We start from the raw sequence: 19,559 nt of genomic DNA on the forward strand, positions 1-19,559 counted from the left end.
CGAGTGAGCCAGGTGTTCCCGGAGAGCCGGGTCGTGCACCCCATCGAGCAGGAGTCCTTCCGGCGGCTGCGCACCCGCCTGGACACCTCGCACTTCGCGCCGCTGACGCGTGCGGTGGTGGAACGGGTCATCCACTCCGCCGCCGACCTCGACTACGCGGGCGACCTCGTCACGGACGAGGGCACCCTGGAGAAGGCGCATGCCGCGCTGCACGCCGGGGCGCCGGTCGTGGTGGACGTGGAGATGGTCGCGGCGGGCATCACGCGTCGCGACACCGTCTGCCGTCTGAAGGACGCCAAGTCCGGCCCGGGGCTCACCCGTTCGGCGCACGCGATCCGGCTCGCGTACGAGGAGGTCGGCCCGGGGGCCCTCTGGGTGATCGGCTGCGCGCCGACCGCCCTGGAGGAGCTGCTGACGCTGGACGCCTCGCCCGCGCTCGTCATCGGTCTGCCCGTCGGTTTCGTCGGCGCGGCCGAGTCGAAGGCCGCGCTCCGCGAAAGCGGGCTGCCCGCGGTCAGCAATGTGTCCGAGAAGGGCGGTTCGGCGGTCGCCGCCGCCGCGCTCAACGCCCTTCTGTACCACCCCGTTTCACAGGCCGCCAAGGCTTCACCGTCCGTCAAGGAGAAATCGTGACCACCCCTGCCCCCGCCCTGCTCATCGCCGGACACGGCACCCGGGACGAGGCCGGAGCCGAGGCCTTCCGCGACTTCGTACGGGAGTTGGGGCGCCGTCACCCCGAACTGCCCGTCGCGGGCGGGTTCATCGAGCTGTCGCCGCCGCCGCTGGGTGACGCCGTGGCCGAGCTGGTCGAGCAGGGGGTACGGCGTTTCGCCGCCGTGCCGCTGATGCTGGTGTCCGCCGGGCACGCCAAGGGGGACATCCCGGCGGCGCTGGCCCGTGAGAAGGAGCGGCACCCGGGGATCTCGTACACCTACGGGCGTCCGCTGGGCCCGCACCCGTCGCTGCTGGCCGTCCTGGAACGGCGGCTGGACGAGGCCCTCGGCGGTACGGTCCGTACGCCCGAGGACCGGGCCGATGTGACGGTGCTGCTCGTGGGCCGCGGCTCCACCGACCCGGACGCCAACGCCGAGGTGCACAAGGCGGCGCGGCTGCTGTGGGAGGGCCGGGGGTACGCGGGTGTCGAGACGGCGTTCGTGTCGCTGGCGGCGCCGGACGTGCCGTCGGGCCTTGACCGCTGTGTGAAGCTGGGCGCTCGCCGGATCGTCGTCCTGCCGTACTTCCTCTTCACCGGGATCCTCCCCGACCGGGTACGGCAGCAGACCGAGGGCTGGACGGCCGCGCACCCGGACGTCGAGGTGCGGTCGGCCGACGTGATCGGTCCGGAGCCGGAGCTGCTCGACCTCGTCATGGAGCGCTACCGGGAGGCCATCAAGGGCGACGTCCGGATGAACTGCGACTCCTGTGTCTACCGGATCGCCCTGCCCGGCTTCGAGGACAAGGTGGGGCTCCCCCAGCAGCCGCACTTCCACCCGGACGACGACGGTCACCACCACCACGGACACCACGGTGGTCACACGCACTCCCACTCCCACTCTCATGCGAACTGAGGGGGAGGGCGAGGGCGTCGCGCACGATCTGCGGCACCACGGCGACGCCGAGGTGCGCGACGACGGTTCCGCGCTCACCGATCTCGCCGTGAACGTCCGTGCGGACACGCCTCCTCCATGGTTGCGTGAGCGGATCGCCGCGTCGCTGACCGGGCTCGGGCTCGCGGCCTATCCGGACGGGCGGGCCGCACGGGCCGCGGTCGCCGCGCGACACGGGCTGCCGGTGGAGCGGGTACTGCTCACAGCCGGCGCCGCCGAGGCCTTCGTACTGCTGGCGCGTGCCCTGAAGGTGCGTCAGCCGGTGGTCGTGCACCCGCAGTTCACGGAGCCGGAGGCGGCGTTGCGGGACGCCGGGCACACGGTCGACCGCGTGCTGCTGCGTGAGGAGGACGGTTTCCGGCTGAACCCCGCGGCCGTCCCCGAGGACGCGGATCTCGTCGTGATCGGCAATCCGACCAATCCGACGTCGGTGCTGCATCCGGCCGCGTCGATCGCCGGACTCGCCCGGCCCGGGCGGGTGTTGGTGGTCGACGAGGCGTTCATGGACGCGGTGCCGGGTGAGCGGGAGGCGCTCGCCGGCCGGACGGACGTGCCCGGTCTCGTCGTCCTGCGCAGCCTCACGAAGACGTGGGGGCTTGCAGGTCTCCGCATCGGCTACGTCCTCGCCGACCCCGAGACGATCACCGAGCTGGAGCGCGCCCAGCCGCTGTGGCCCGTCTCCACGCCCGCCCTCGCCGCGGCCGAGGCCTGTATGTCCTCGCAGGCGCTGGCGGAGGCCGCGCATGCCGCGCACCGGATCGCCGCCGATCGGGCGCATCTCGTGGCTGGGCTGAAGGAGTTCGAGGTGGACGGGCTGCGGGTCGTGGAACCCGCGGAGGGTCCCTTCGTCCTGATCCGCCTCCCTCACGCCGCTGCCGTACGGCGCCACCTCCGGGGCCTCGGCTTCGCCGTCCGGCGCGGGGACACGTTTCCCGGGCTCGACGAGAAGTGGCTACGGGTGGCGGTACGGAACCGCTCGACCGTCAACCAGTTCCTCCAGGCACTGGACCGAGCGGTAACGGCGACAGCGGGCTGAGGCGTACGTCTTTCGCCCCCGCCGCCCCTACCCGTCCCATCCCTGGGGGCTGCGCCCCCAGACCCCCAAAAGACTGCGCAGTTCCCCGCGCCCCTTTTAGGGGCGCGGGGAACTGCGCAATCTTTTAGACCAGCCCCCACCCACCCGCACCCGAAACACAACCGAACGGGGTCGAAGGGGCGGAGCCCCTGGGGATGGGACGGGTAGGGGCGGCGGGGGCGAAAGACGCTTCGGCGGTCAGGTTCGGCGGCGGCGTGCCAGTGCGAGCGCTCCGCCTCCCGCCGCCAGCAGGGCAACCGCCCCACCCGCGACGTACGGCGTCACAGAACTCCCCCCGGTCTCCGCGAGGCCGGCCTCCGCCGCAGCCCCCTGGGGCTTCACATCGGACACCGGATCGGCGGGCTTGCCCGACTCGACGGCCGGCGCAGCCGGAGACTCACACGTCGCCCCGGCCAGCGTCACCGTCCCCTCGACCTCGGCCACATTCAGCTTCAACGGATTGATGGACACCTTGAGTTCGAGCGCGGACGCGGCCGCCGTACGGGAGGTGGTCTCGGTCTTGGAGAGATCGAGCCGCACCTCACCGACCCCCGGCACCTTCACCACGGTCGGCCCGCCCACCGACAGCGTCACCTTCTTGCCGAGGACAGTGACCGAGCCGAGAAGGTTCGAGCCGGCGACGGGCTTCTTCCCCGCCTCGCACGTCGCCTTCGACGTCACCTGCCCGACCTCGATGAGCGACAGCAGCGGCAGCCCGGGAACGTGGACCACCGCGTGCGCGAGACGCGTGTACCCCTCGGCCTTCCCGTCGGACACCGTGGCCTTCGCGGTGGCGACGTCCGCACGCAGCACACTGAACGGCCGCCCACCGTCGACGCCGTCCAACTGGGCGGTCAGCGCGGTCTTCTGGGCGCTCCGCGGTGCCTGCACCTCATTGAGGGAGACCGCGAGCGGAACGTTCACCGTCTTGTTGAGCAGAGACACATCGAGCCCGGTGCGGAGCACGACGGCGCCGGCACGACCATGGTCAGTGGTCGCGTGAGCGGAGCCCGCGCCGGCCAGCGCCACGGGACCGGCGGCGAGGACGGTCGCCGCCGCGGTGGCGGTCAAACGGCGTGCGGGCATGCGGAAATTGTTGCTGTTCAAGGGTGGGACCCCCATAAGAGACAAGCTTGGGACCCGGCAAGAATTACGCACTGAGAGTGAACAGTCAGCAACCTGACGCGACTTCACTCCAACGTGGGGTTTCCGTGAATGAATTCGAATATCGCGGCACGGATGTTCGCCGTGGTCACCTGTTCAACTGCCCTGACTCGAATACGCCGGTGACGTTCCGGCGTATTCACGCGGATGCTGGAAGATGTGCTGAAAGTTGCCTAACGAGCCTGGCCCGCGGCGCGTCACGTTCCGTCAAGCCGAGCACCGTCCCCGCCGCCCGACGGTCGTCCGACAGGCGTCCCGGCAGGCGTCCCGGCAGCAGCGCTCCTATGCTGGATTTACAGGGCCTCGCGGCCCATGTCTTTCAGCACTCATGTGCTTGGAGTAGGCCCATGACGCATTCGTCATCACGATTGCGCAGGGGGGCCGTCAGCGCCATGGCGATGGGGACGCTCATGGCGCCGCTCGCGAGCGGAACCGCCTTCGGGGCACCCACACCGGCGCACACCACGGCCATCGACAGCACGGCCACCGCCGCGGCCTCCACCGAACCGCCCTCGCCGTCCCCGTCCGACTTGTCCGCGACCGGCGTCCGTACGCTCACCCCTGCCGTGGAACAGCAACTCGACGTCGCCGTGCAGCAGGTCATGCGGAAGGCGAACATCCCCGGGGTGGCCTTCGGGGTGTGGACGCCCGACCAGGGGACCTACGTCCGGTCGCTCGGGGTCGCCGACAAGGCGACCGGCCAGCCGATGGCGCGGGACATGTACATCCGGATCGGCAGCGAGACCAAGACCTTCACCGTGACGGCGTTGCTGAAGCTGGTCGACGAGGGCAAGATCGGCCTGGACGATCCGATCAGCAAGTACATCGACGGTGTGCCCAACGGAGACAAGATCACACTGCGCAACCTCGCCGGAATGCGCAGCGGACTCTTCAACTACTCCGAGGATCCCGACTTCTTCAAGGCGCTGACGACCGATCCGCGGGCGCCGTTCACCCCGCAGCAGCTGCTCGACTACTCGTTCAAGCATCCCGTGCTGTTCCAGCCGGGCGAGAAGTTCTACTACTGCAACACCAACCTCATCCTGCTCGGTCTGGTCGTCGAGAAGATCAGTGGTCAGCCGCTTCAGGACTACATCAAGAAAAACGTCCTCACACCGGCCGGACTGAATCACACGGTCTTCCCGACCGACGCGGCGTTCCCGGCCCCGCACCCGCAGGGGTACACGGACCAGACCGCCAACGGGCAGGTCGCGACCGCGACCGACTGGAACCCCTCCTGGGGCTGGGCGGCCGGCGCGATCATCTCCACCCTGGATGATCTGCGCATCTGGGCACCCACGGTGGCCACGGGCATCCTGCCCGACGGCACCACCATGATCAGCCCCGCCACCCAGAAGCAGCGGCTCACGACGCCCCCCACCGGGATCCCGGGCGCCGGGTACGGCCTCGGCATCTTCAACGTCCAGGGCTGGATCGGGCACAACGGCTCACTGCCGGGCTACGAGACCCTGACCATCTATCTTCCGTCTGCGCGGGCGACCCTCGTCGTGGTGCTGAACACCGACATCAACTATCGGAAGATCATCGAGCCCAGCACCCTCGTCGGCCAGGCGATCACGAAGATCATCAGCCCGCAGCACGTCTTCAACCTGCCCGCACAGCCCGCGGCCCAATGACCGGCCGGTGTCCCCAGTCCTCAACGCATGGCGCATGGCGGTTTTAGCCGATCACCCGTCCGTTCAGCACGACCCTCCGCGGAGCCGCCAGCACCCGTACGTCCGCGCGCGGATCACCCTCGTACACCACGAGGTCCGCGGGTGCCCCCTCCTCCAGGCCGGGCCGTCCCAGCCACCGTCGTGCGCCCCAGGTGGTGGCGGACAGCGCCTCGACGGGCGGGATGCCGGCGGTGACGAGTTCGGCGACCTCGGCGCCGACCAGTCCGTGGGCCAGTGAGCCGCCGGCGTCCGTGCCGACGTAGACGGGGATTCCGGCGTCGTACGCGGCACGCACGGTGTCGTAGCGCCGCTCGTGCAGCCGTCGCATGTGCGCCGACCAGCGCGGGAACTTCGCCTCCCCGCCGTCCGCGAGGCCCGGGAAGGTCGCGATGTTGACGAGCGTGGGGACGATCGCGACCCCGCGTTCGGCGAACAGCGGGATGGTGTCCTCGGTCAGGCCCGTGGCGTGCTCGATGCAGTCGATGCCCGCCTCGACCAGGTCCCGGAGCGAGTCCTCCGCGAAACAGTGCGCGGTCACCCGCGCGCCCAGCCGGTGCGCCTCGGCAATCGCGGCCTCGACGGCGTCGCGGGGCCAGCAGGCGCCCAGGTCGCCGGTGCCGCGGTCGAGCCAGTCGCCCACCAGCTTGACCCAGCCGTCGCCGCGCCGGGCCTCCTCGGCGACGTAGGCGACCAGGTCCTCCGGCTCGATCTCGTGCGCGTAATTGCGGATGTAGCGGCGGGTACGGGCGATGTGGCGGCCCGCGCGGATGATCTTCGGGAGGTCGTCGCGGCCGTCGATCCAGCGGGTGTCGGAGGGCGAGCCCGCGTCCCGGATCAGCAGGGTGCCGGCCTCGCGGTCGGTGAGTGCCTGCTTCTCCGAGACGTCCTCCGCGACCGGGCCGTGGTGGTCGAGCCCGACATGGCAGTGCGCGTCGACGAGGCCGGGCAGCGCCCAGCCCTCGACGGTACGGACGTCACGGGCGCCGGCGGGCCGCTCGTACGCGATTCTCCCGCCGACGACCCACAGTTCGTCCCGGACGTCGTCGGGCCCGACGAGCACCCGTCCCTTCACGTGCAGCACCGCGCGATCGCTCATGCACCGCACCTTAATTCGTGCCGAACGGCGAGGCGCTACGGGCCCTTTTCGGCCTCTTCCTCCGTGTCCTCCATGTCCGCCATCGCCGGGTCGAGGAGCCGGGACAGGAAGTGGCGGGTGCGCTCGTGGCTCGGGTTGCCGATGACCTGTGCGGGCGTGCCGTCCTCGACGATCACGCCGCCGTCCATGAAGACGACCCGGTCGGCGACCTCGCGCGCGAAGGTCATCTCGTGAGTGACGACCATCATCGTCATGCCCTCGTCGGCGAGCCTGCGCATGACGGCGAGTACGTCGCCGACGAGCTCGGGGTCGAGCGCCGAGGTCGGCTCGTCGAAGAGCATGACCTCGGGGCCCATGGCGAGCGCGCGGGCGATCGCGACGCGCTGCTGCTGGCCGCCGGAGAGGGACGAGGGGTACGCGTCCGCCTTCTCGGACAGGCCCACGCGGCGGAGGTTCTCGGCGGCGGTCCGGGCCGCCTCGGCCTTGTCCCGCTTGAGCACCCGGCGCTGCGGCAGCGTGAGGTTCTCGGTCACCGACAGGTGCGGGAAGAGGTTGAACTGCTGGAAGACCATGCCGATACCGCGGCGTACGGCGTCGATGTCGACGTCGGGGTGCGTGACCTCCGTACCGCCGACGAAGACCTGGCCCTTGGTGGGCTCTTCGAGGAGGTTCACGCAGCGCAGCAGCGTGGACTTGCCGGAGCCGGACGGGCCGATGACGCAGACGACCTCGCCCTGTCCGACCTCGAGGTCGATGCCGCGCAGGACTTCGTTGTCGCCGAAGGACTTGTGCAGGTCCCGGACCTGGATCTCCGGTGTACCGGTGCTCACTTGGTGGCCTCCCCCGTCTTCGCTTCGAGACGTCGTACGACGAAACCGAGCGGCACCGTCACCAGCAGATAGCACAGGCCCGCGACGAGGATCGGCGTGGAGTTGGCGCTCGTGCTGGCCAGGTCGCGGCCGAACTTGGACAGTTCGCGTTCCTCCAGGGTGACGCCGAGGATCAGCACCAGCGAGGAGTCCTTGAAGAGGGTCACGAGTTCGTTGGTGAGCGGCGGGAGGATGATCCGGAACGCCTGCGGGACGATGATCGAGACCATGGCCCGGGCGGACGAGAAGCCCAGCGAACGGGCGGCCTCCATCTGCCCCTTGGGCACGGCCTGGATGCCCGCGCGGAAGGTCTCGGCCATGTACGCGGCCCCCACCAGGCCGAGCGCGATGGCGACCTTGCCGTACGTGCCGCCGGGAATCTCCGTGCCGGGGAAGGCGAGTGGCACGGCGACACCCACGAACACGAAGATCAGCAGGGCGGGCAGGCCCCGGAAGATCTCGATGTAGATCCCGGCGACCCAGCGGTAGGGACCCACCGAGGACAGCCGCATCAGGGCGATGACCATGCCGAGCACGAGACCGACGACGAAGCCGGACATCGTGTAGAGCACGGTGTTCTTCAGCGCCAGCGTGATGACGTCCGGGAACATCTGCTTGACCAGGTCCCACTGCGCGAACTGGTTCTTCAGACGCCCCCAGTCGGCCGTGACCGCGAAGGCGATCACGACGGCGACGAAGACGACGTACTGCGCGCCACGCGACAGCGTGCGCTTCTGACGCCGGGTCAATCCTGTTTTACGGGGCTGGACTTGTGCGTCGGCACCGCTCATGAGGCGGACGGGGAGGCGGCGGCCGCGGACGCGTCGTACGGGCCGATCCACTGCTCGTAGAGCTTCTTGTAGGTGCCGTCGGCCTTCGCGTCCTTGATCGCCTTGTTGATGGCGGCGAGGAGCTTGGTGTTGCCCTTCTTCACCGTGAAGCCGTACTGCTCACCGGTGTTGAGGTTGTCCACCACCTTGAAGGCGTCGGCGTTGGCCTTGTCCTTGAGCCAGCCCTGGACGACCGGGTAGTCGATGATGACGGCCTGGACCTGGCCGGTGCGCAGGCCGCTCAGAACCGCGTCGGAGGACTCGAAGGAGACCGGGTCGAAGCCCTGCTTCTTCGCGTAGTCCTCGCCGGTCGTCTGCGCCTGGGCACCGAGCTTCTTGCCCTTCGCCTTCACATCGGCGAGGGAGGTGATGCCGCTCTTCTTGTCGACGAGGACGGCCTGGGTGGCGTCGAAGTACGGGTCGGAGAAGTCGACGTTCTTCTTGCGCTCGGGAGTGATCGTCATGCCGGCCGCGGCGAGGTCGCACTGCTCGGAGTTGAGGAACGCGCCCGTCTTGAAGTTCTCGAAGGGCGTGTCGACGATCTCCTGCTTCACGCCGAGGTCCTTGGCCACCAGGTCGATCATCGACACATCGAAGCCCTGCACCTTGCCGTCGATCTCCGACTGGAAGGGCGGGTACGGGAGGTGGGTGCAGGTCGTGAGCTGTCCCGCCTTGACCACGGGGACCCCGCTGGCGGTGGCATTGCCCCCTCCGCTGTCCGAGGAGCAGCCGGCCACGAGCAGCAGCCCGGCCGTCGCGGTGGTGGCGGCCAGAATGCGGGTCCGGCGTCCCGGGACCGTGCGCTCGGGGTTCACTAGGGACCTCCTGTGAGGGAACTGTAGGTTCCGATTATAAGGAAAGGTTTGACTTCCTCAAATCAATCCGATGGTCACTGGGCCGTCCGGGCTTAGATCCCTATCCAGGAGGGGGCCCTGGGGATCGCCGGATACGCTCGGTTCCGCGCGCCCGCATGCCGGAGCGCGCCCGCGTACTTGGAACCCGTGAGCGAAGAGAGCACCGCCGTGACCCATCCCTTCCTGGACCTGGCGCCGCTGAGCGCCGCGCACTTCGCGTCGATCGAGGACCGCGTGGCCCGGCTGCTCTCCACCGAGCAGGACGTCGTGATCATGCAAGGGGAAGCACTGCTCCCCCTTGAGGGGGCGATTCGCGCGACGGCCGGGCCCGGCACGACCGCGCTCAACGTCATCACCGGTCCGTACGGGCAGACCTTCGGGGACTGGCTGCGGGACTGCGGGGCGACCGTGATCGACCTGGCGGTGCCCTTCCACACCGCTGTCACCGCCGCGCAGATCCGCGAGGCCTTCGCCGAGCACCCGTCGATCGACTTCGTGTCGCTCGTGCACGCGGAGGCGGCCACCGGGAACACCAATCCGGTCGCCGAGATCGGTGAGGTGGTACGGGAGCACGGCGCCCTCTTCTACCTGGACGCCGTCGCGTCGATCGGCGCCGAGCCGGTGCTGCCGGACGCGTGGGGTGTCGACCTGTGCGTGATCGGGGCGCAGAAGGCGATGGGCGGGCCCGCCGGGGTGTCGGCGGTGTCCGTGAGCGAGCGGGCATGGGCGCGGATGTCCGCCAATCCCGCGGCGCCGCGGCGTTCGTACCTGTCGCTGCTGGACTGGAAGGAGCGGTGGGTCGACGGCGGTCGCAAGGCGTTGCTGCACGCTCCGGCGCAGTTGGAGATGCTGGCGCTGGAGGCGTGTGTCGAGCGCATCGAGGGGGAGGGGCTCGACGCGGTGATGGACCGTCACGCCGCTGCCGCGGCGGCCACGCGGGCGGGGGCCGTCGCGCTGGGCGGCGGGCTGGAGCCGTATGTGTACGCCGCGTCCGATGCGGCGCCTGTCGCTACGACGTTGCGGGTGCCGGTGGGGATCGACGCGGCCTCGCTCGTCGCGAAGGCGGTGGCCGCGGATCCTGGGCTTCCGTTGGTCGCGGGTGGGGGTGCGCTCGCGAACTCGATGATCCGGGTGAACCACTACGGACCCGATGCGACGCGGGGTGTCGTGCACGCGAGCCTTGCCGGGCTGGGGGCGGCGCTGGCCGAGTTCGGGGTGTCGGTGGATCTGGAGGGGGCGCGGCGGGCCGTGGCGGGGGCGTGGGGCTGAGGCCCGAGCGCTTTTCGCCCCCTCCGCCCCTACCCGTCCCATCCCTGGGGGCTGCGCCCCCAGACCCCCAAAAGATTGCGCGGTTCCCCGCGCCCCTGAAAGACAAAAGACGGGGGCGAGCCGTCAGGGGCGCGGGGAACTGCGCGAGCAACCCCCACCCACCCGCAGCCAAAACACAACCCACGGGGTCTGGGGCGGCGGGGCGAAAAAACTCCGAATTAGTTCAGTGCAGCTTCCCATATTCTCCTGCCCGCTTTCCGGGTACCTAAACGCAAAGATTTCGCGAACGCCAACCAACGTAATTCGGGCAGATCTCGTGAGCATTACGTGGCTGTGACGCACTCCACAGCGCGCCCGTTTCCTTCCTTATTTCCCGGACAAAAAGGGAGATAGCGCCGCCCACTCGCGCGTCCCTGCGCGGGCGCGCGATAACATATAGGCACGCCGCGCGTAACCCCGACCGGCGATGCAATTTGAACTTTCGCTCGGTAAATTCCATCCGCATGACCGCCGCACACGCAAACCTGCAAGCGGAATTCCTGGAAATGCCGGAGGGCCTTCGGATCGACCGTCCGGAGGTGGCCGACGGGGCCACGCTCTGGCGTATCGCCAAGGACTCCAGAACCCTCGACCTGAACTCCTCGTACAGCTATCTGCTCTGGTGCCGTGATTTCGCCGGCACGTCGGCGGTGGCGCGCGACGCCGAGGGGGTGCCCGTCGGTTTCGTCACCGGGTACGTCCGGCCCGAGCGCCCGCGCACGCTGCTCGTATGGCAGGTGGCCGTCGACGGCGCGTACCGCGGACGCGGTCTCGCCGCGGCGCTGCTCGACGGGCTGACCGCGCGGCTCGCCGAGGAGAGCGAGCGCGCCCCGAACACAGTCGAGACCACGATCACGCCAGGCAACACGGCCTCCGAGCGCCTGTTCACGTCTTATGCGCGGCGCCACGGCGCGAGCGTCGAGCGCCAAGTGCTGTTCGAGGCGGGGCAGTTCCCCGACGGACCGCACGATCCCGAAGTGCTGTACCGCATCGGCCCCCTCTCGCGCTGACCTCGCACGATCTCCGTCTCTCCCCCCACACACGCTTCGAGGAGCGATTCGCTGTGACCATCACCCAGCCCGACCTGAGTGTCTTCGAGACCCTGGAATCGGAGGTACGCAGCTACTGCCGTGGCTGGCCGACCGTCTTCGACCGGGCGCAGGGCAGCCGGATGTACGACGAGGACGGGCACGAGTACCTCGACTTCTTCGCCGGCGCGGGGTCGCTGAACTACGGGCACAACAACCCCGTACTCAAACGGGCCCTCATCGATTACCTGGAGCGCGACGGCGTCACCCATGGGCTCGACATGTCGACGACCGCCAAGCGCGCCTTCCTGGAGGCCTTCCAGAACCTCGTCCTGCGGCCGCGCGATCTGCCGTACAAGGTCATGTTCCCGGGCCCGACCGGCACCAACGCCGTGGAGTCCGCGCTGAAGTTGGCGCGGAAGGTGAAGGGGCGCGAGGCCATCGTGTCCTTCACCAACGCCTTCCACGGGATGTCGCTCGGGTCGCTCGCCGTGACCGGGAACGCCTTCAAGCGGGCCGGTGCCGGGATCCCGCTCGTGCACGGCACCCCGATGCCGTTCGACAACTACTTCGAGGGACGCGTCCCGGACTTCCTCTGGTTCGAGCGGCTCCTGGAGGACCAGGGGTCGGGGCTCAACCAGCCCGCCGCGGTCATCGTCGAGACCGTGCAGGGCGAGGGCGGCATCAACGTAGCGCGGCCCGAGTGGCTGCGCGCCCTCGCCGACCTGTGCGCGCGGCGCGACATGCTGCTGATCGTCGACGACATCCAGATGGGCTGCGGACGGACAGGGGCCTTCTTCTCGTTCGAGGAGGCGGGGATCGTGCCCGACATCGTGACCGTCTCCAAGTCCATCAGCGGGTACGGGCTTCCGATGTCCCTGTGCCTGTTCAAGCCCGAGCTGGACATCTGGGAGCCGGGCGAGCACAACGGCACCTTCCGCGGCAACAACCCGGCGTTCGTCACGGCCACCGCCGCCCTGGAGGCCTACTGGGCCGACGGCTCCGCCATGGAGAAGCAGACCCGGGCCCGCGGCGAGCAGATCGAGCAGGCGCTGATCTCCCTCACCGAGGAGAACCTCGCCGACGTCAAGGAGTACCGGGGGCGGGGACTCGTCTGGGGCATGGAGTTCACGGACAAGGAGCGCGCGGGGCGTATCGCGCAACGCGCCTTCGAACTCGGGCTGCTCATCGAGACGTCCGGGCCGGAGAGCGAGGTCGTGAAGCTCCTCCCGGCGCTCACCATCACCCATGACGAGCTCGACGAGGGGCTGCGCACCCTCGCCCGCGCCGTACGCGAGACCGCCTGACACACACCCGAGCCACGAGAGAGAGGCGTCGCACCACCGTGATAGTCCGTTCGTTCAAGGACATCGAAGGCACCGACCGGCACGTCCGGTCGGCCTCAGGCACCTGGGAGAGCAAGCGCATCGTCCTCGCCAAGGAGAAGGTCGGATTCTCCTTGCACGAGACGATCCTGTACGCGGGTACGGAGACGTCGATGTGGTACGCGAACCACATCGAGGCCGTCGTATGCGTCGAGGGCGAGGCCGAGCTCACCGACGACGAGACCGGGCAGAAGCACACGATCACGCCCGGCACCATGTACCTCCTCGACGGGCACGAGAGGCACACCATGCGGATCAAGGAGGACTTCCGCTGCGTCTGCGTCTTCAATCCACCCGTCACCGGACGGGAGGACCACGACGAGAACGGCGTCTATCCCCTGCTCACCGAGCCCGAGGAGGTGTGACATCACCATGACCACTGTCACCGATCTCTACCCCAGCCGCGGCGCCACCGAGGTGTCCGTGCCCCGCCAGGACCCGGTCGTGTGGAGCCCGCCGGGCGAGCCGGGACCGATCGCGGTGTCCGAGCTCCAGGCATACGAGCGTGATGGCTTCCTCCCCGTCGAGGAGCTCATCACCGAGGACGAAGTCGCCGTGTACCGGCAGGAGTTGGAGCGGCTCCTCGGCGACCCGGCGATCCGCTCCGACGAGCGGTCCATCGTCGAGCCGAAGTCGCGGGAGATCCGGTCCGTCTTCGAGGTGCACCGGATCAGCGAGGTCTTCGCCCGTCTCGTCCGTGACGAGCGCCTGGTCGGGCGGGCCCGGCAGATTCTCGGCTCGGACGTGTACGTCCACCAGTCGCGGATCAACGTCAAGCCGGGATTCGGGGCCGGCGGCTTCTACTGGCACTCGGACTTCGAGACCTGGCACGCCGAGGACGGTCTGCCGAACATGCGAACGGTGTCCGTCTCGATCGCGCTGACCGAGAACTACGCCACCAACGGCGGCCTCATGATCATGCCGGGGTCGCACAAGACGTTCCTCGGGTGTGCGGGCGCCACACCGCAGGACAACTACAAGAAGTCGCTGCAGATGCAGGACGCGGGCACGCCCTCCGACGAGGCGCTCACCCGTTTCGCCACCCGGCACGGCATCAAGCTCTTCACGGGCAGGGCCGGTTCCGCGACCTGGTTCGACTGCAATTGCCTGCATGGCTCGGGCGACAACATCACCCCGTTCCCGCGCAGCAATGTCTTCATCGTGTTCAACAGCGTGGAGAACGCGGCGGTGGAGCCGTTCGCGGCGCCGGTGCGCAGGCCCGAGTTCATCGGGGCGAGGGACTTCACGCCGGTGCGGTGATTCTGTTGCCGTCGGCGGAGCCGACCCGCGGCGAAGCCGCAATCAGACACAGCATCGGCGTGCCGGGCCTACAGCCATGCCAGTGACGCGGCCCGCTCCAGTACGTCGCTGATCGCGGCGGCGTCGCCCACGGCACCCCGGGGCACCTCGTCGGGTGCGTACCGCCCGCCCACCAGTAGGCAGAAGTCGACCGGATCCAGGACGAGTTCGGCCTGTACGGGCTCGTCCTCGGAACCGAGGATCCACTGGGTGCCGGGCTCTGATCCGGTCACCGTGAAGAGGACCGGTGGTGCCGTGGGGCCCAGGGCCAGGCCGAGGATGCGGACGGCGAGGCGGACGAGTTGCCGCAGGTGGGGGTCCGGGGGCGGGGGCACGGCGAAGCCGAGGGCGCGTCCGATGTCGTCGGTGTGGATCCACGCCTCGAAGGCCCGCACGACGAAGTGGTCGGCGACCGGCAGCCGTACGCCCATCAACGTGGTGGCGTGCGCGGCCCGTTCGGGATCCTTCGCCTCCGGTGTGGCCAGCAGCGCGCCGGCCTGCGCGGTCCATACGGCGACGGTCTCCTCGGGCGTCCGCCCCTGCACGTACGCGATCACGTCGGCGGTCCGCTCGGTCCAGGCGTCCTCCCATCCCGTCCCCTCCGCGATCCGGGACTCCGGCACACGGGCTGTCAGGCCCAGCCTGCGCGCCAGTGGCTCGTCCGCCGCGATGAGATGCGCGACGGTGGCGTGCACGTCCCAGTCGTGTACGACCGGCGTGCCCCAGGGCCCGGGCCCGTCCAACTCCCCTAGCAGGGCCTGGAGTCCGGCGACGGCGGCGGCGTAGGGAGCGGCGTGCGCGGCCACCCGCGGGGCGGCCGGACGGGCGCGCATGGCGAGGGCGAGGACGCCGTCGGGGCTGCCCGCGGCGCTGTTGCCCAGGGGCTGCCGGGGGGCGCCGTCCAGGAGTCGTACCGTCTCCCGCAGCCGTTCCGCCTCGGCCGCGCAGGACTCGCATTCCGCCAGGTGCGCGTGGACCGTCCGCTCGTCGGCGGGGGTCAGCGCGCCGCATGCCCAGGCCGCCAGCAGGTCCCGTACGTCGTCGTGGTCGGTGCTCATCACGTGCCGCCCTTCCGGGCCATGGCCGGCATGGTGGCCGCACCTCGCCCCGCTGTGGCCACCATACGCACGCCCGGCCCGGCCGGGGCCACCCGCGGCGCCATCACGCGCCCCTCTCCAGCGCCGGATCCGGTGGGTCGGCCAGGGATTCGGCGAGTTTGCGCAGGGCGGAGCGGAGGCGGGTCTTCGCGGTGCCCTCCGGGATGCCCAGCTCCACCGCGGCCTGGCGGTAGGTGCGGCCGGCGAAGTAGGCGAGGTGGACCACTTCGCGCTGGGGCTGAGGGAGTTCGGCGAGGGCGGTGTGCAGCAGGAGGGAGCGTTCGCGGTCGACCACCGTCTCGTCGGGGCCGGGCCCGGTGTCGGCGATGGCGTGCAGCGCGGAGTCGTCCGCGCGGGCGTCCTTGCGGTGCCGGGCCTCGCTGCGCACCCAGTCCACGGCCCGCCGGTGGGCGAGCATGGACAGCCAGGTGCGCAGCGAGCCACGGCGCGCGTCGAAGGCGTACGGCCTGCTCCACAGCTGCGCGAAGACCTCCTGCGCCACGTCCTCGGCGGCGGCCGGGCTGCGGGTGACCCGTACGGCGACCCGCCGGACCAGCCCGCCGTACACGGCGTACACCTCGGCGAGCGCGGTCTCGTCCCCGTACACCAGCCGCCGATGCAGTTCGGCGTCCGTGCGCGTCGGATCCACCGGCACCACCACCTCGTGGTGCCTTCCTAGCGCCCCGCCGCACCCCGCGCCAGAGGGCCAGGGCCGGTGTCCGGTTCTCAGCCGGACAGGGCGTCCAGCAGCCGGTCGACATCCGTGGGCGTGTTGTACAGGTGGAAGGCGGCCCTCAAGTTGCCCGCACGGTCGGACATTTCGACTCCGGCGCGACTCAAGTCGGGCTGGACATGGCCGAGTTCGGGTACGGAGACGATCGGAGAGCCGGGGGCGGGGAGCGGTTCGTGGCCCAGTGCCCGCAGACCCTCGCGGAAGCGGTCGGCGAGGGCGAGGTCGTGGGCGTGTACGTTCGCCACGCCCAACTCCTCGATGAGGGCCAGGGATTGCCGGGCGCCCGCGTACGAGAAGAGGCTGGGGCTCTCGTCGAACCGCCGTGCGGAGTGGGCGAGTTCCTCGACCGGGCCGTAGCAGCTGTCCCAGGGCGCCTCCCCCGCGACCCAGCCCGCGAACACCGGGGTGAGCCCGCCGAAGTCCTCCGGAACGACCAGGAAGGCCACGCCCCGCGGGCAGACGAGCCACTTGAAGGCGACGGAGGAGACATAGTCGTACGCGTCCGCCTCCAGGGGGAGCCAGCCGGCCGCCTGGGAGGCGTCGATGTATGTACGGGCCCCGTGCGCCCGCGCGGCTTCACGGATCCCGTCCAGATCGGCGACCCGCCCGTCCGCGGACTGCGCGGCACTGACCGCGACGAGCGCCGTGCCGGGGCGCACGGACTCGGCGATCCGCTCCAGCGGTACGGCGCGGACCTTGAGGTCGCCGCGAACGTGGAAGGGGGTCACGACGGAGCTGAAGTCCGCCTCGGCGGTGAGGACTTCGGCGCCCTGCGGCAGCGAGGCGGCGATCAGCCCGCTGTACACGGCGACCGAGGCCCCGGCCGCCACCCGGCGTCCGGGAACCCCTACCAGTCGCGCGAACGACGCCCGCGCGGCCTCGACGTCCGCGAACATGTCGGCCGGCTGCCCGGCGGCGACGGACTCGACGGCGGTACGCATGGCGGCCACCGCGCGGGCCGGCAGGAGCCCAGTGCTCGCGGTGTTCAGGTAGGTGTTCTTCGGGGCGAACTCGGCACGTACGAGGGTCTCGAAGGTCTCCATGGGACCACTCTGCGGCCCCATGAACTCCTCGTCCATTGCGGAATTTTGCGTGGTTCCGCTAAGGAACGCTTATACGTACGCCCCGACCTGCGCTTTCACCGCTTCACCGCCGATGTCAGTGCTGCGGTACGGCGCATCCGTCCGGGCCGCAGGCCTCCGCGTCGGCGGAAGCGTCCTGGATCAGCTTCAGCGGCGGGCGCTCGCCCCACGCCTGGGTCAGCGCCTGTGCGAAGACCTCGGCGGGCTGGGCGCCGGAGACGCCGTACTTGCGGTCGAGGACGAAGAACGGGACACCGTTCGCACCCAGCTCGGCGGCCTCGCGCTCGTCGGCGCGCACGTCGTCGGCGTACGCCTTCGGGTCGGCCAGGACCCCGCGGGCCGCGTCGGCGTCGAGCCCGGCGGCCACGGCCAGCTCCACGAGCCGCTCGTCGTCGGCGAAGACGGTCCGCTCCTCGGCGAAGTTCGCCTTGTAGAGCAGGCCGATCAGCTCGTCCTGCCTGCCCTGCTCCTTGGCGAAGTGCAGCAGACGGTGCATGTCGAAGGTGTTGCCGTGGTCACGGTCCCGGGTGCGGTACGACAAGCCCTCGGCGGCGGCCTGCGCGCCCAGGTTCTCCTCGCCGGCCTGCGCCTGCGCCTCGCTCATGCCGTACTTCTTGGTCAGCATCTTGATCACGGGCTGGATGTCGCCCTTGGCACGACCGGGGTCGAGCTCGAAGGAACGGTGTACGACCTCGACGTCGTCGCGGTGCGGGAAGGCGTCGAGCGCCTTCTCGAAGCGGGCCTTGCCCACGTAGCACCAGGGGCAGGCGATGTCGCTCCAGATCTCGACGCGCATGTCTTCGGCTCTCCAGGTCGTACGGGTACGGGTCAGTGCGGACGCCCTCCGGGGGTCATCGGTATGTGAACGTTCAAGCGGCGGGCTTCATTCCCCGGTCACGGAGAACCGGAGGTACAGGTGGTGATCACCCTCGGCGGGCGGGTTCTCCGGGTCGGGGACCCAGCCCAGGCGGGCGTAGAAGGCCTGGGCGCGCCGATTGTCGACGTGCACGTCGAGGGTGGCGGTGCGCTTCCCGTCGGCCTTCCACTGCTCGACGCAGGCCGCGTGCAGTTCCGTACCGATCCCGGCCCGCCAGCGGTCCGGGCCGACATGGAACTGGAAGAGCTTCACCGTGTCGGCGGGGGCGCCCTCCGCGGTGCGGAAGGAGGCGATGCCCGTGATCCGGCCCTCGTCGACGGCGCACAGCACCTGTCCGTCCGGTCGCTCGATGGCACTCCGCCAGCCCGCGAGCCAGTCCGTGCCGTCCTGCGGGATTCCGTCCGGGTAGTACGTCGCCCGGGCCCGGGCGTGCAGATCGGCGACGGCCGCGGCCTCGGCGGGGACCGCGGTCCTGATCACACGGTTCACATGGCTTACACGACTCACACGACTCACACGGTCATTGATCATGCAACGGAGGACGTGACGGGCTTCGGGACGGTTCCCAGGCGGCTGAACTGCGTGCGGTAGGCGCTCGGGGTCAGCCCGGTGCGACGTACGAGATGGCCGCGCAGCGAGTCGGCCGTACCCAGTCCGCAGGCGCGGGCCACCTGGTCCATGGGGAGGGTGGTCGTCTCCAGGAGTTCCTTGGCCCGCTCGATGCGCTGGTGGAGGAGCCACTGGAGGGGGCTGACCCCGCTCTCGGCGTGGAAGCGACGGGTGAGCGTGCGCACGCTGACGCCCGCGTGCCGGGCGAGGTCGGTGAGCGTGAGCGGCTTGTCGAGGTTGCGCATCGCCCAGCCGCGGGTGTCGGCACAGGCCTCGCCGCGCTCGGGCGGCAGCGGGGTCTGGGTGAACTGGGTCTGGCCGCCCGGCCGCACGGGGGCGACGAGGGCGAGCCGGGCCACCTGGTTGGCGACCGCGGCGCCGTAGTCGGTGCGGATGATGTGCAGGCAGAGGTCGATCCCGGCGGCGTACCCGGATGAGGTCATGATCTGGCCGTCCTGCACGTACAGGACGTCGCCCTTGAGGTCGAGCGCCGGGTAGCGCTTGCTCAGCTCGTCCGCCAGTTCCCAGTACGTCGTGGCGCTGCGGCCGTCGAGCAGTCCGGCCTCGGCGAGGACGAAGGCACCGCTGCAGATGGAGGCGATCCGCTTGCCCGCGGCGGCGGCCTCGCGGACGGCGGTCACAGTGGCCGGATCGGGCGCGTACCGCTGTCCGGTGCCCGCGACGAGCACGGTGTCCGCGTCGCGCACGGCGTCGAGGCCGCGCCCGACGTGCAGGTCGAGCCCGCCGGTGGTGGTGATCGGGCCGGGCTCCGGGGTGCAGACGACCAACTCGTAGCCCGGGCCGCCGTCGACCTCGACCTTCGCGAAGAGGAGTTCCGGGATGGCGAGGTTGAACATCGAGACGGGGGAAGGGGCGATCACGGCGATGCGATGGGGCGCGGTCCCCTGCGCGGCGAGCATGGCCAGAACCTCCGGAGGTGTGGCATTCGGGCCACTACTGTACGCCGACG

The 19,559-nt window shown here is 70.1% G+C and carries 21 protein-coding genes; 9 read left to right on the forward strand and 12 right to left on the reverse strand.

The annotated features are described in order from the left end of the window. The first annotated feature begins 3 nt into the window (after window positions 1-3). The 3 genes from AB5J50_RS12245 to cobC are packed head-to-tail and all read left to right on the forward strand — an operon-like array spanning window position 4 to window position 2,643. Window positions 4-633, forward strand: coding sequence for a precorrin-8X methylmutase (locus AB5J50_RS12245; RefSeq protein WP_369265374.1), 630 nt, complete (start codon window positions 4-6; stop codon window positions 631-633). Then, the gene (locus AB5J50_RS12250; protein WP_369257462.1) at window positions 630-1,568 is read left to right on the forward strand and encodes a sirohydrochlorin chelatase; all 939 of its coding nucleotides are present in this window, start codon (window positions 630-632) and stop codon (window positions 1,566-1,568) included. Before AB5J50_RS12245 ends, AB5J50_RS12250 begins: the two co-directional genes overlap by 4 nt. After that, window positions 1,558-2,643: an Rv2231c family pyridoxal phosphate-dependent protein CobC gene (cobC, locus tag AB5J50_RS12255; protein ID WP_369257464.1), complete on the forward strand. Its 1,086-nt coding sequence runs from the start codon at window positions 1,558-1,560 to the stop codon at window positions 2,641-2,643. Before AB5J50_RS12250 ends, cobC begins: the two co-directional genes overlap by 11 nt. Before the next feature lie 237 nt (window positions 2,644-2,880). Here the strand turns inward: cobC and AB5J50_RS12260 are convergent, their stop codons facing one another. Both AB5J50_RS12260 and AB5J50_RS12265 read right to left on the reverse strand, forming a co-directional pair. Continuing rightward, complete coding sequence (locus AB5J50_RS12260) at window positions 2,881-3,789, reverse strand: SCO1860 family LAETG-anchored protein (protein WP_369257466.1); 909 nt, start codon at window positions 3,787-3,789, stop codon at window positions 2,881-2,883. A 376-nt stretch (window positions 3,790-4,165) separates the two neighbouring features. Further along, window positions 4,166-4,405, reverse strand: coding sequence for a hypothetical protein (locus AB5J50_RS12265; RefSeq protein WP_369257468.1), 240 nt, complete (start codon window positions 4,403-4,405; stop codon window positions 4,166-4,168). A 7-nt stretch (window positions 4,406-4,412) separates the two neighbouring features. Between AB5J50_RS12265 and AB5J50_RS12270 the strand changes: the two genes are divergently transcribed. Continuing rightward, window positions 4,413-5,483: a serine hydrolase domain-containing protein gene (locus AB5J50_RS12270; protein WP_369257470.1), complete on the forward strand. Its 1,071-nt coding sequence runs from the start codon at window positions 4,413-4,415 to the stop codon at window positions 5,481-5,483. A gap of 43 nt (window positions 5,484-5,526) precedes the next feature. On the opposite strand, the gene AB5J50_RS12275 is transcribed toward AB5J50_RS12270, so the two are convergent. The 4 genes from AB5J50_RS12275 to AB5J50_RS12290 are packed head-to-tail and all read right to left on the reverse strand — an operon-like array spanning window position 5,527 to window position 9,132. Further along, window positions 5,527-6,618 carry an amidohydrolase family protein gene (locus AB5J50_RS12275; protein WP_369257472.1) on the reverse strand — a complete coding sequence of 364 codons (1,092 nt, stop codon included), beginning with the start codon at window positions 6,616-6,618 and terminating at the stop codon, window positions 5,527-5,529. A 35-nt stretch (window positions 6,619-6,653) separates the two neighbouring features. After that, complete coding sequence (locus AB5J50_RS12280) at window positions 6,654-7,448, reverse strand: amino acid ABC transporter ATP-binding protein (RefSeq protein WP_369257474.1); 795 nt, start codon at window positions 7,446-7,448, stop codon at window positions 6,654-6,656. Further along, window positions 7,445-8,278: an amino acid ABC transporter permease gene (locus tag AB5J50_RS12285; protein WP_369257476.1), complete on the reverse strand. Its 834-nt coding sequence runs from the start codon at window positions 8,276-8,278 to the stop codon at window positions 7,445-7,447. The genes AB5J50_RS12280 and AB5J50_RS12285 overlap by 4 nt, the downstream gene beginning before the upstream one ends. Further along, complete coding sequence (locus AB5J50_RS12290; RefSeq protein WP_369257478.1) at window positions 8,275-9,132, reverse strand: transporter substrate-binding domain-containing protein; 858 nt, start codon at window positions 9,130-9,132, stop codon at window positions 8,275-8,277. Before AB5J50_RS12290 ends, AB5J50_RS12285 begins: the two co-directional genes overlap by 4 nt. A gap of 207 nt (window positions 9,133-9,339) precedes the next feature. Here AB5J50_RS12290 and AB5J50_RS12295 point away from each other — a divergent pair, with 207 nt between their 5' ends. The 5 genes from AB5J50_RS12295 to thpD all read left to right on the forward strand — a co-directional run bounded on the left by AB5J50_RS12295 (window position 9,340) and on the right by thpD (window position 14,152). Further along, on the forward strand, window positions 9,340-10,440 hold the full coding sequence (locus AB5J50_RS12295; RefSeq protein WP_369265375.1) for an alanine--glyoxylate aminotransferase family protein: 1,101 nt from the start codon (window positions 9,340-9,342) through the stop codon (window positions 10,438-10,440). A 503-nt stretch (window positions 10,441-10,943) separates the two neighbouring features. After that, window positions 10,944-11,489 carry a diaminobutyrate acetyltransferase gene (gene ectA / locus AB5J50_RS12300; RefSeq protein ID WP_369257480.1) on the forward strand — a complete coding sequence of 182 codons (546 nt, stop codon included), beginning with the start codon at window positions 10,944-10,946 and terminating at the stop codon, window positions 11,487-11,489. Window positions 11,490-11,542: 53 nt separating this feature from the next. Beyond that, entirely contained in the window at window positions 11,543-12,814 is a 1,272-nt protein-coding gene (ectB, locus tag AB5J50_RS12305) for a diaminobutyrate--2-oxoglutarate transaminase (protein WP_327427756.1), read from the forward strand. A 38-nt stretch (window positions 12,815-12,852) separates the two neighbouring features. Continuing rightward, a complete protein-coding gene (locus AB5J50_RS12310; protein WP_369257482.1) occupies window positions 12,853-13,257 on the forward strand; it encodes an ectoine synthase in 405 nt (134 codons plus the stop codon). A 7-nt stretch (window positions 13,258-13,264) separates the two neighbouring features. Further along, window positions 13,265-14,152, forward strand: coding sequence for an ectoine hydroxylase (thpD, locus tag AB5J50_RS12315; RefSeq protein ID WP_369257484.1), 888 nt, complete (start codon window positions 13,265-13,267; stop codon window positions 14,150-14,152). 68 nt (window positions 14,153-14,220) lie between these two features. On the opposite strand, the gene AB5J50_RS12320 is transcribed toward thpD, so the two are convergent. The 6 genes from AB5J50_RS12320 to AB5J50_RS12345 form a co-directional block, all read right to left on the reverse strand. Beyond that, a complete protein-coding gene (locus AB5J50_RS12320; RefSeq protein ID WP_369257486.1) occupies window positions 14,221-15,249 on the reverse strand; it encodes a maleylpyruvate isomerase family mycothiol-dependent enzyme in 1,029 nt (342 codons plus the stop codon). Between the two features lie 103 nt (window positions 15,250-15,352). Then, the gene (locus tag AB5J50_RS12325) at window positions 15,353-15,949 is read right to left on the reverse strand and encodes an RNA polymerase sigma factor (RefSeq protein ID WP_369257488.1); all 597 of its coding nucleotides are present in this window, start codon (window positions 15,947-15,949) and stop codon (window positions 15,353-15,355) included. Window positions 15,950-16,014: 65 nt separating this feature from the next. Then, window positions 16,015-17,100 (reverse strand): aminotransferase class V-fold PLP-dependent enzyme, encoded by a 1,086-nt coding sequence (locus AB5J50_RS12330; RefSeq protein ID WP_369257490.1) that lies wholly within the window; start codon window positions 17,098-17,100, stop codon window positions 16,015-16,017. Window positions 17,101-17,179: 79 nt separating this feature from the next. Beyond that, complete coding sequence (locus tag AB5J50_RS12335) at window positions 17,180-17,899, reverse strand: DsbA family oxidoreductase (RefSeq protein ID WP_369257492.1); 720 nt, start codon at window positions 17,897-17,899, stop codon at window positions 17,180-17,182. Window positions 17,900-17,986: 87 nt separating this feature from the next. Then, entirely contained in the window at window positions 17,987-18,511 is a 525-nt protein-coding gene (locus AB5J50_RS12340; RefSeq protein WP_369257494.1) for an N-acetyltransferase family protein, read from the reverse strand. Further along, window positions 18,508-19,509, reverse strand: a complete 1,002-nt coding sequence (locus tag AB5J50_RS12345) for a GlxA family transcriptional regulator (RefSeq protein WP_369257496.1) — start codon at window positions 19,507-19,509, stop codon at window positions 18,508-18,510. The genes AB5J50_RS12340 and AB5J50_RS12345 overlap by 4 nt, the downstream gene beginning before the upstream one ends. Window positions 19,510-19,559: the final 50 nt, after the last annotated feature.

It is taken from the genome of Streptomyces sp. R35 (assembly GCF_041053035.1).
Classification (GTDB): domain Bacteria; phylum Actinomycetota; class Actinomycetes; order Streptomycetales; family Streptomycetaceae; genus Streptomyces; species Streptomyces lutosisoli.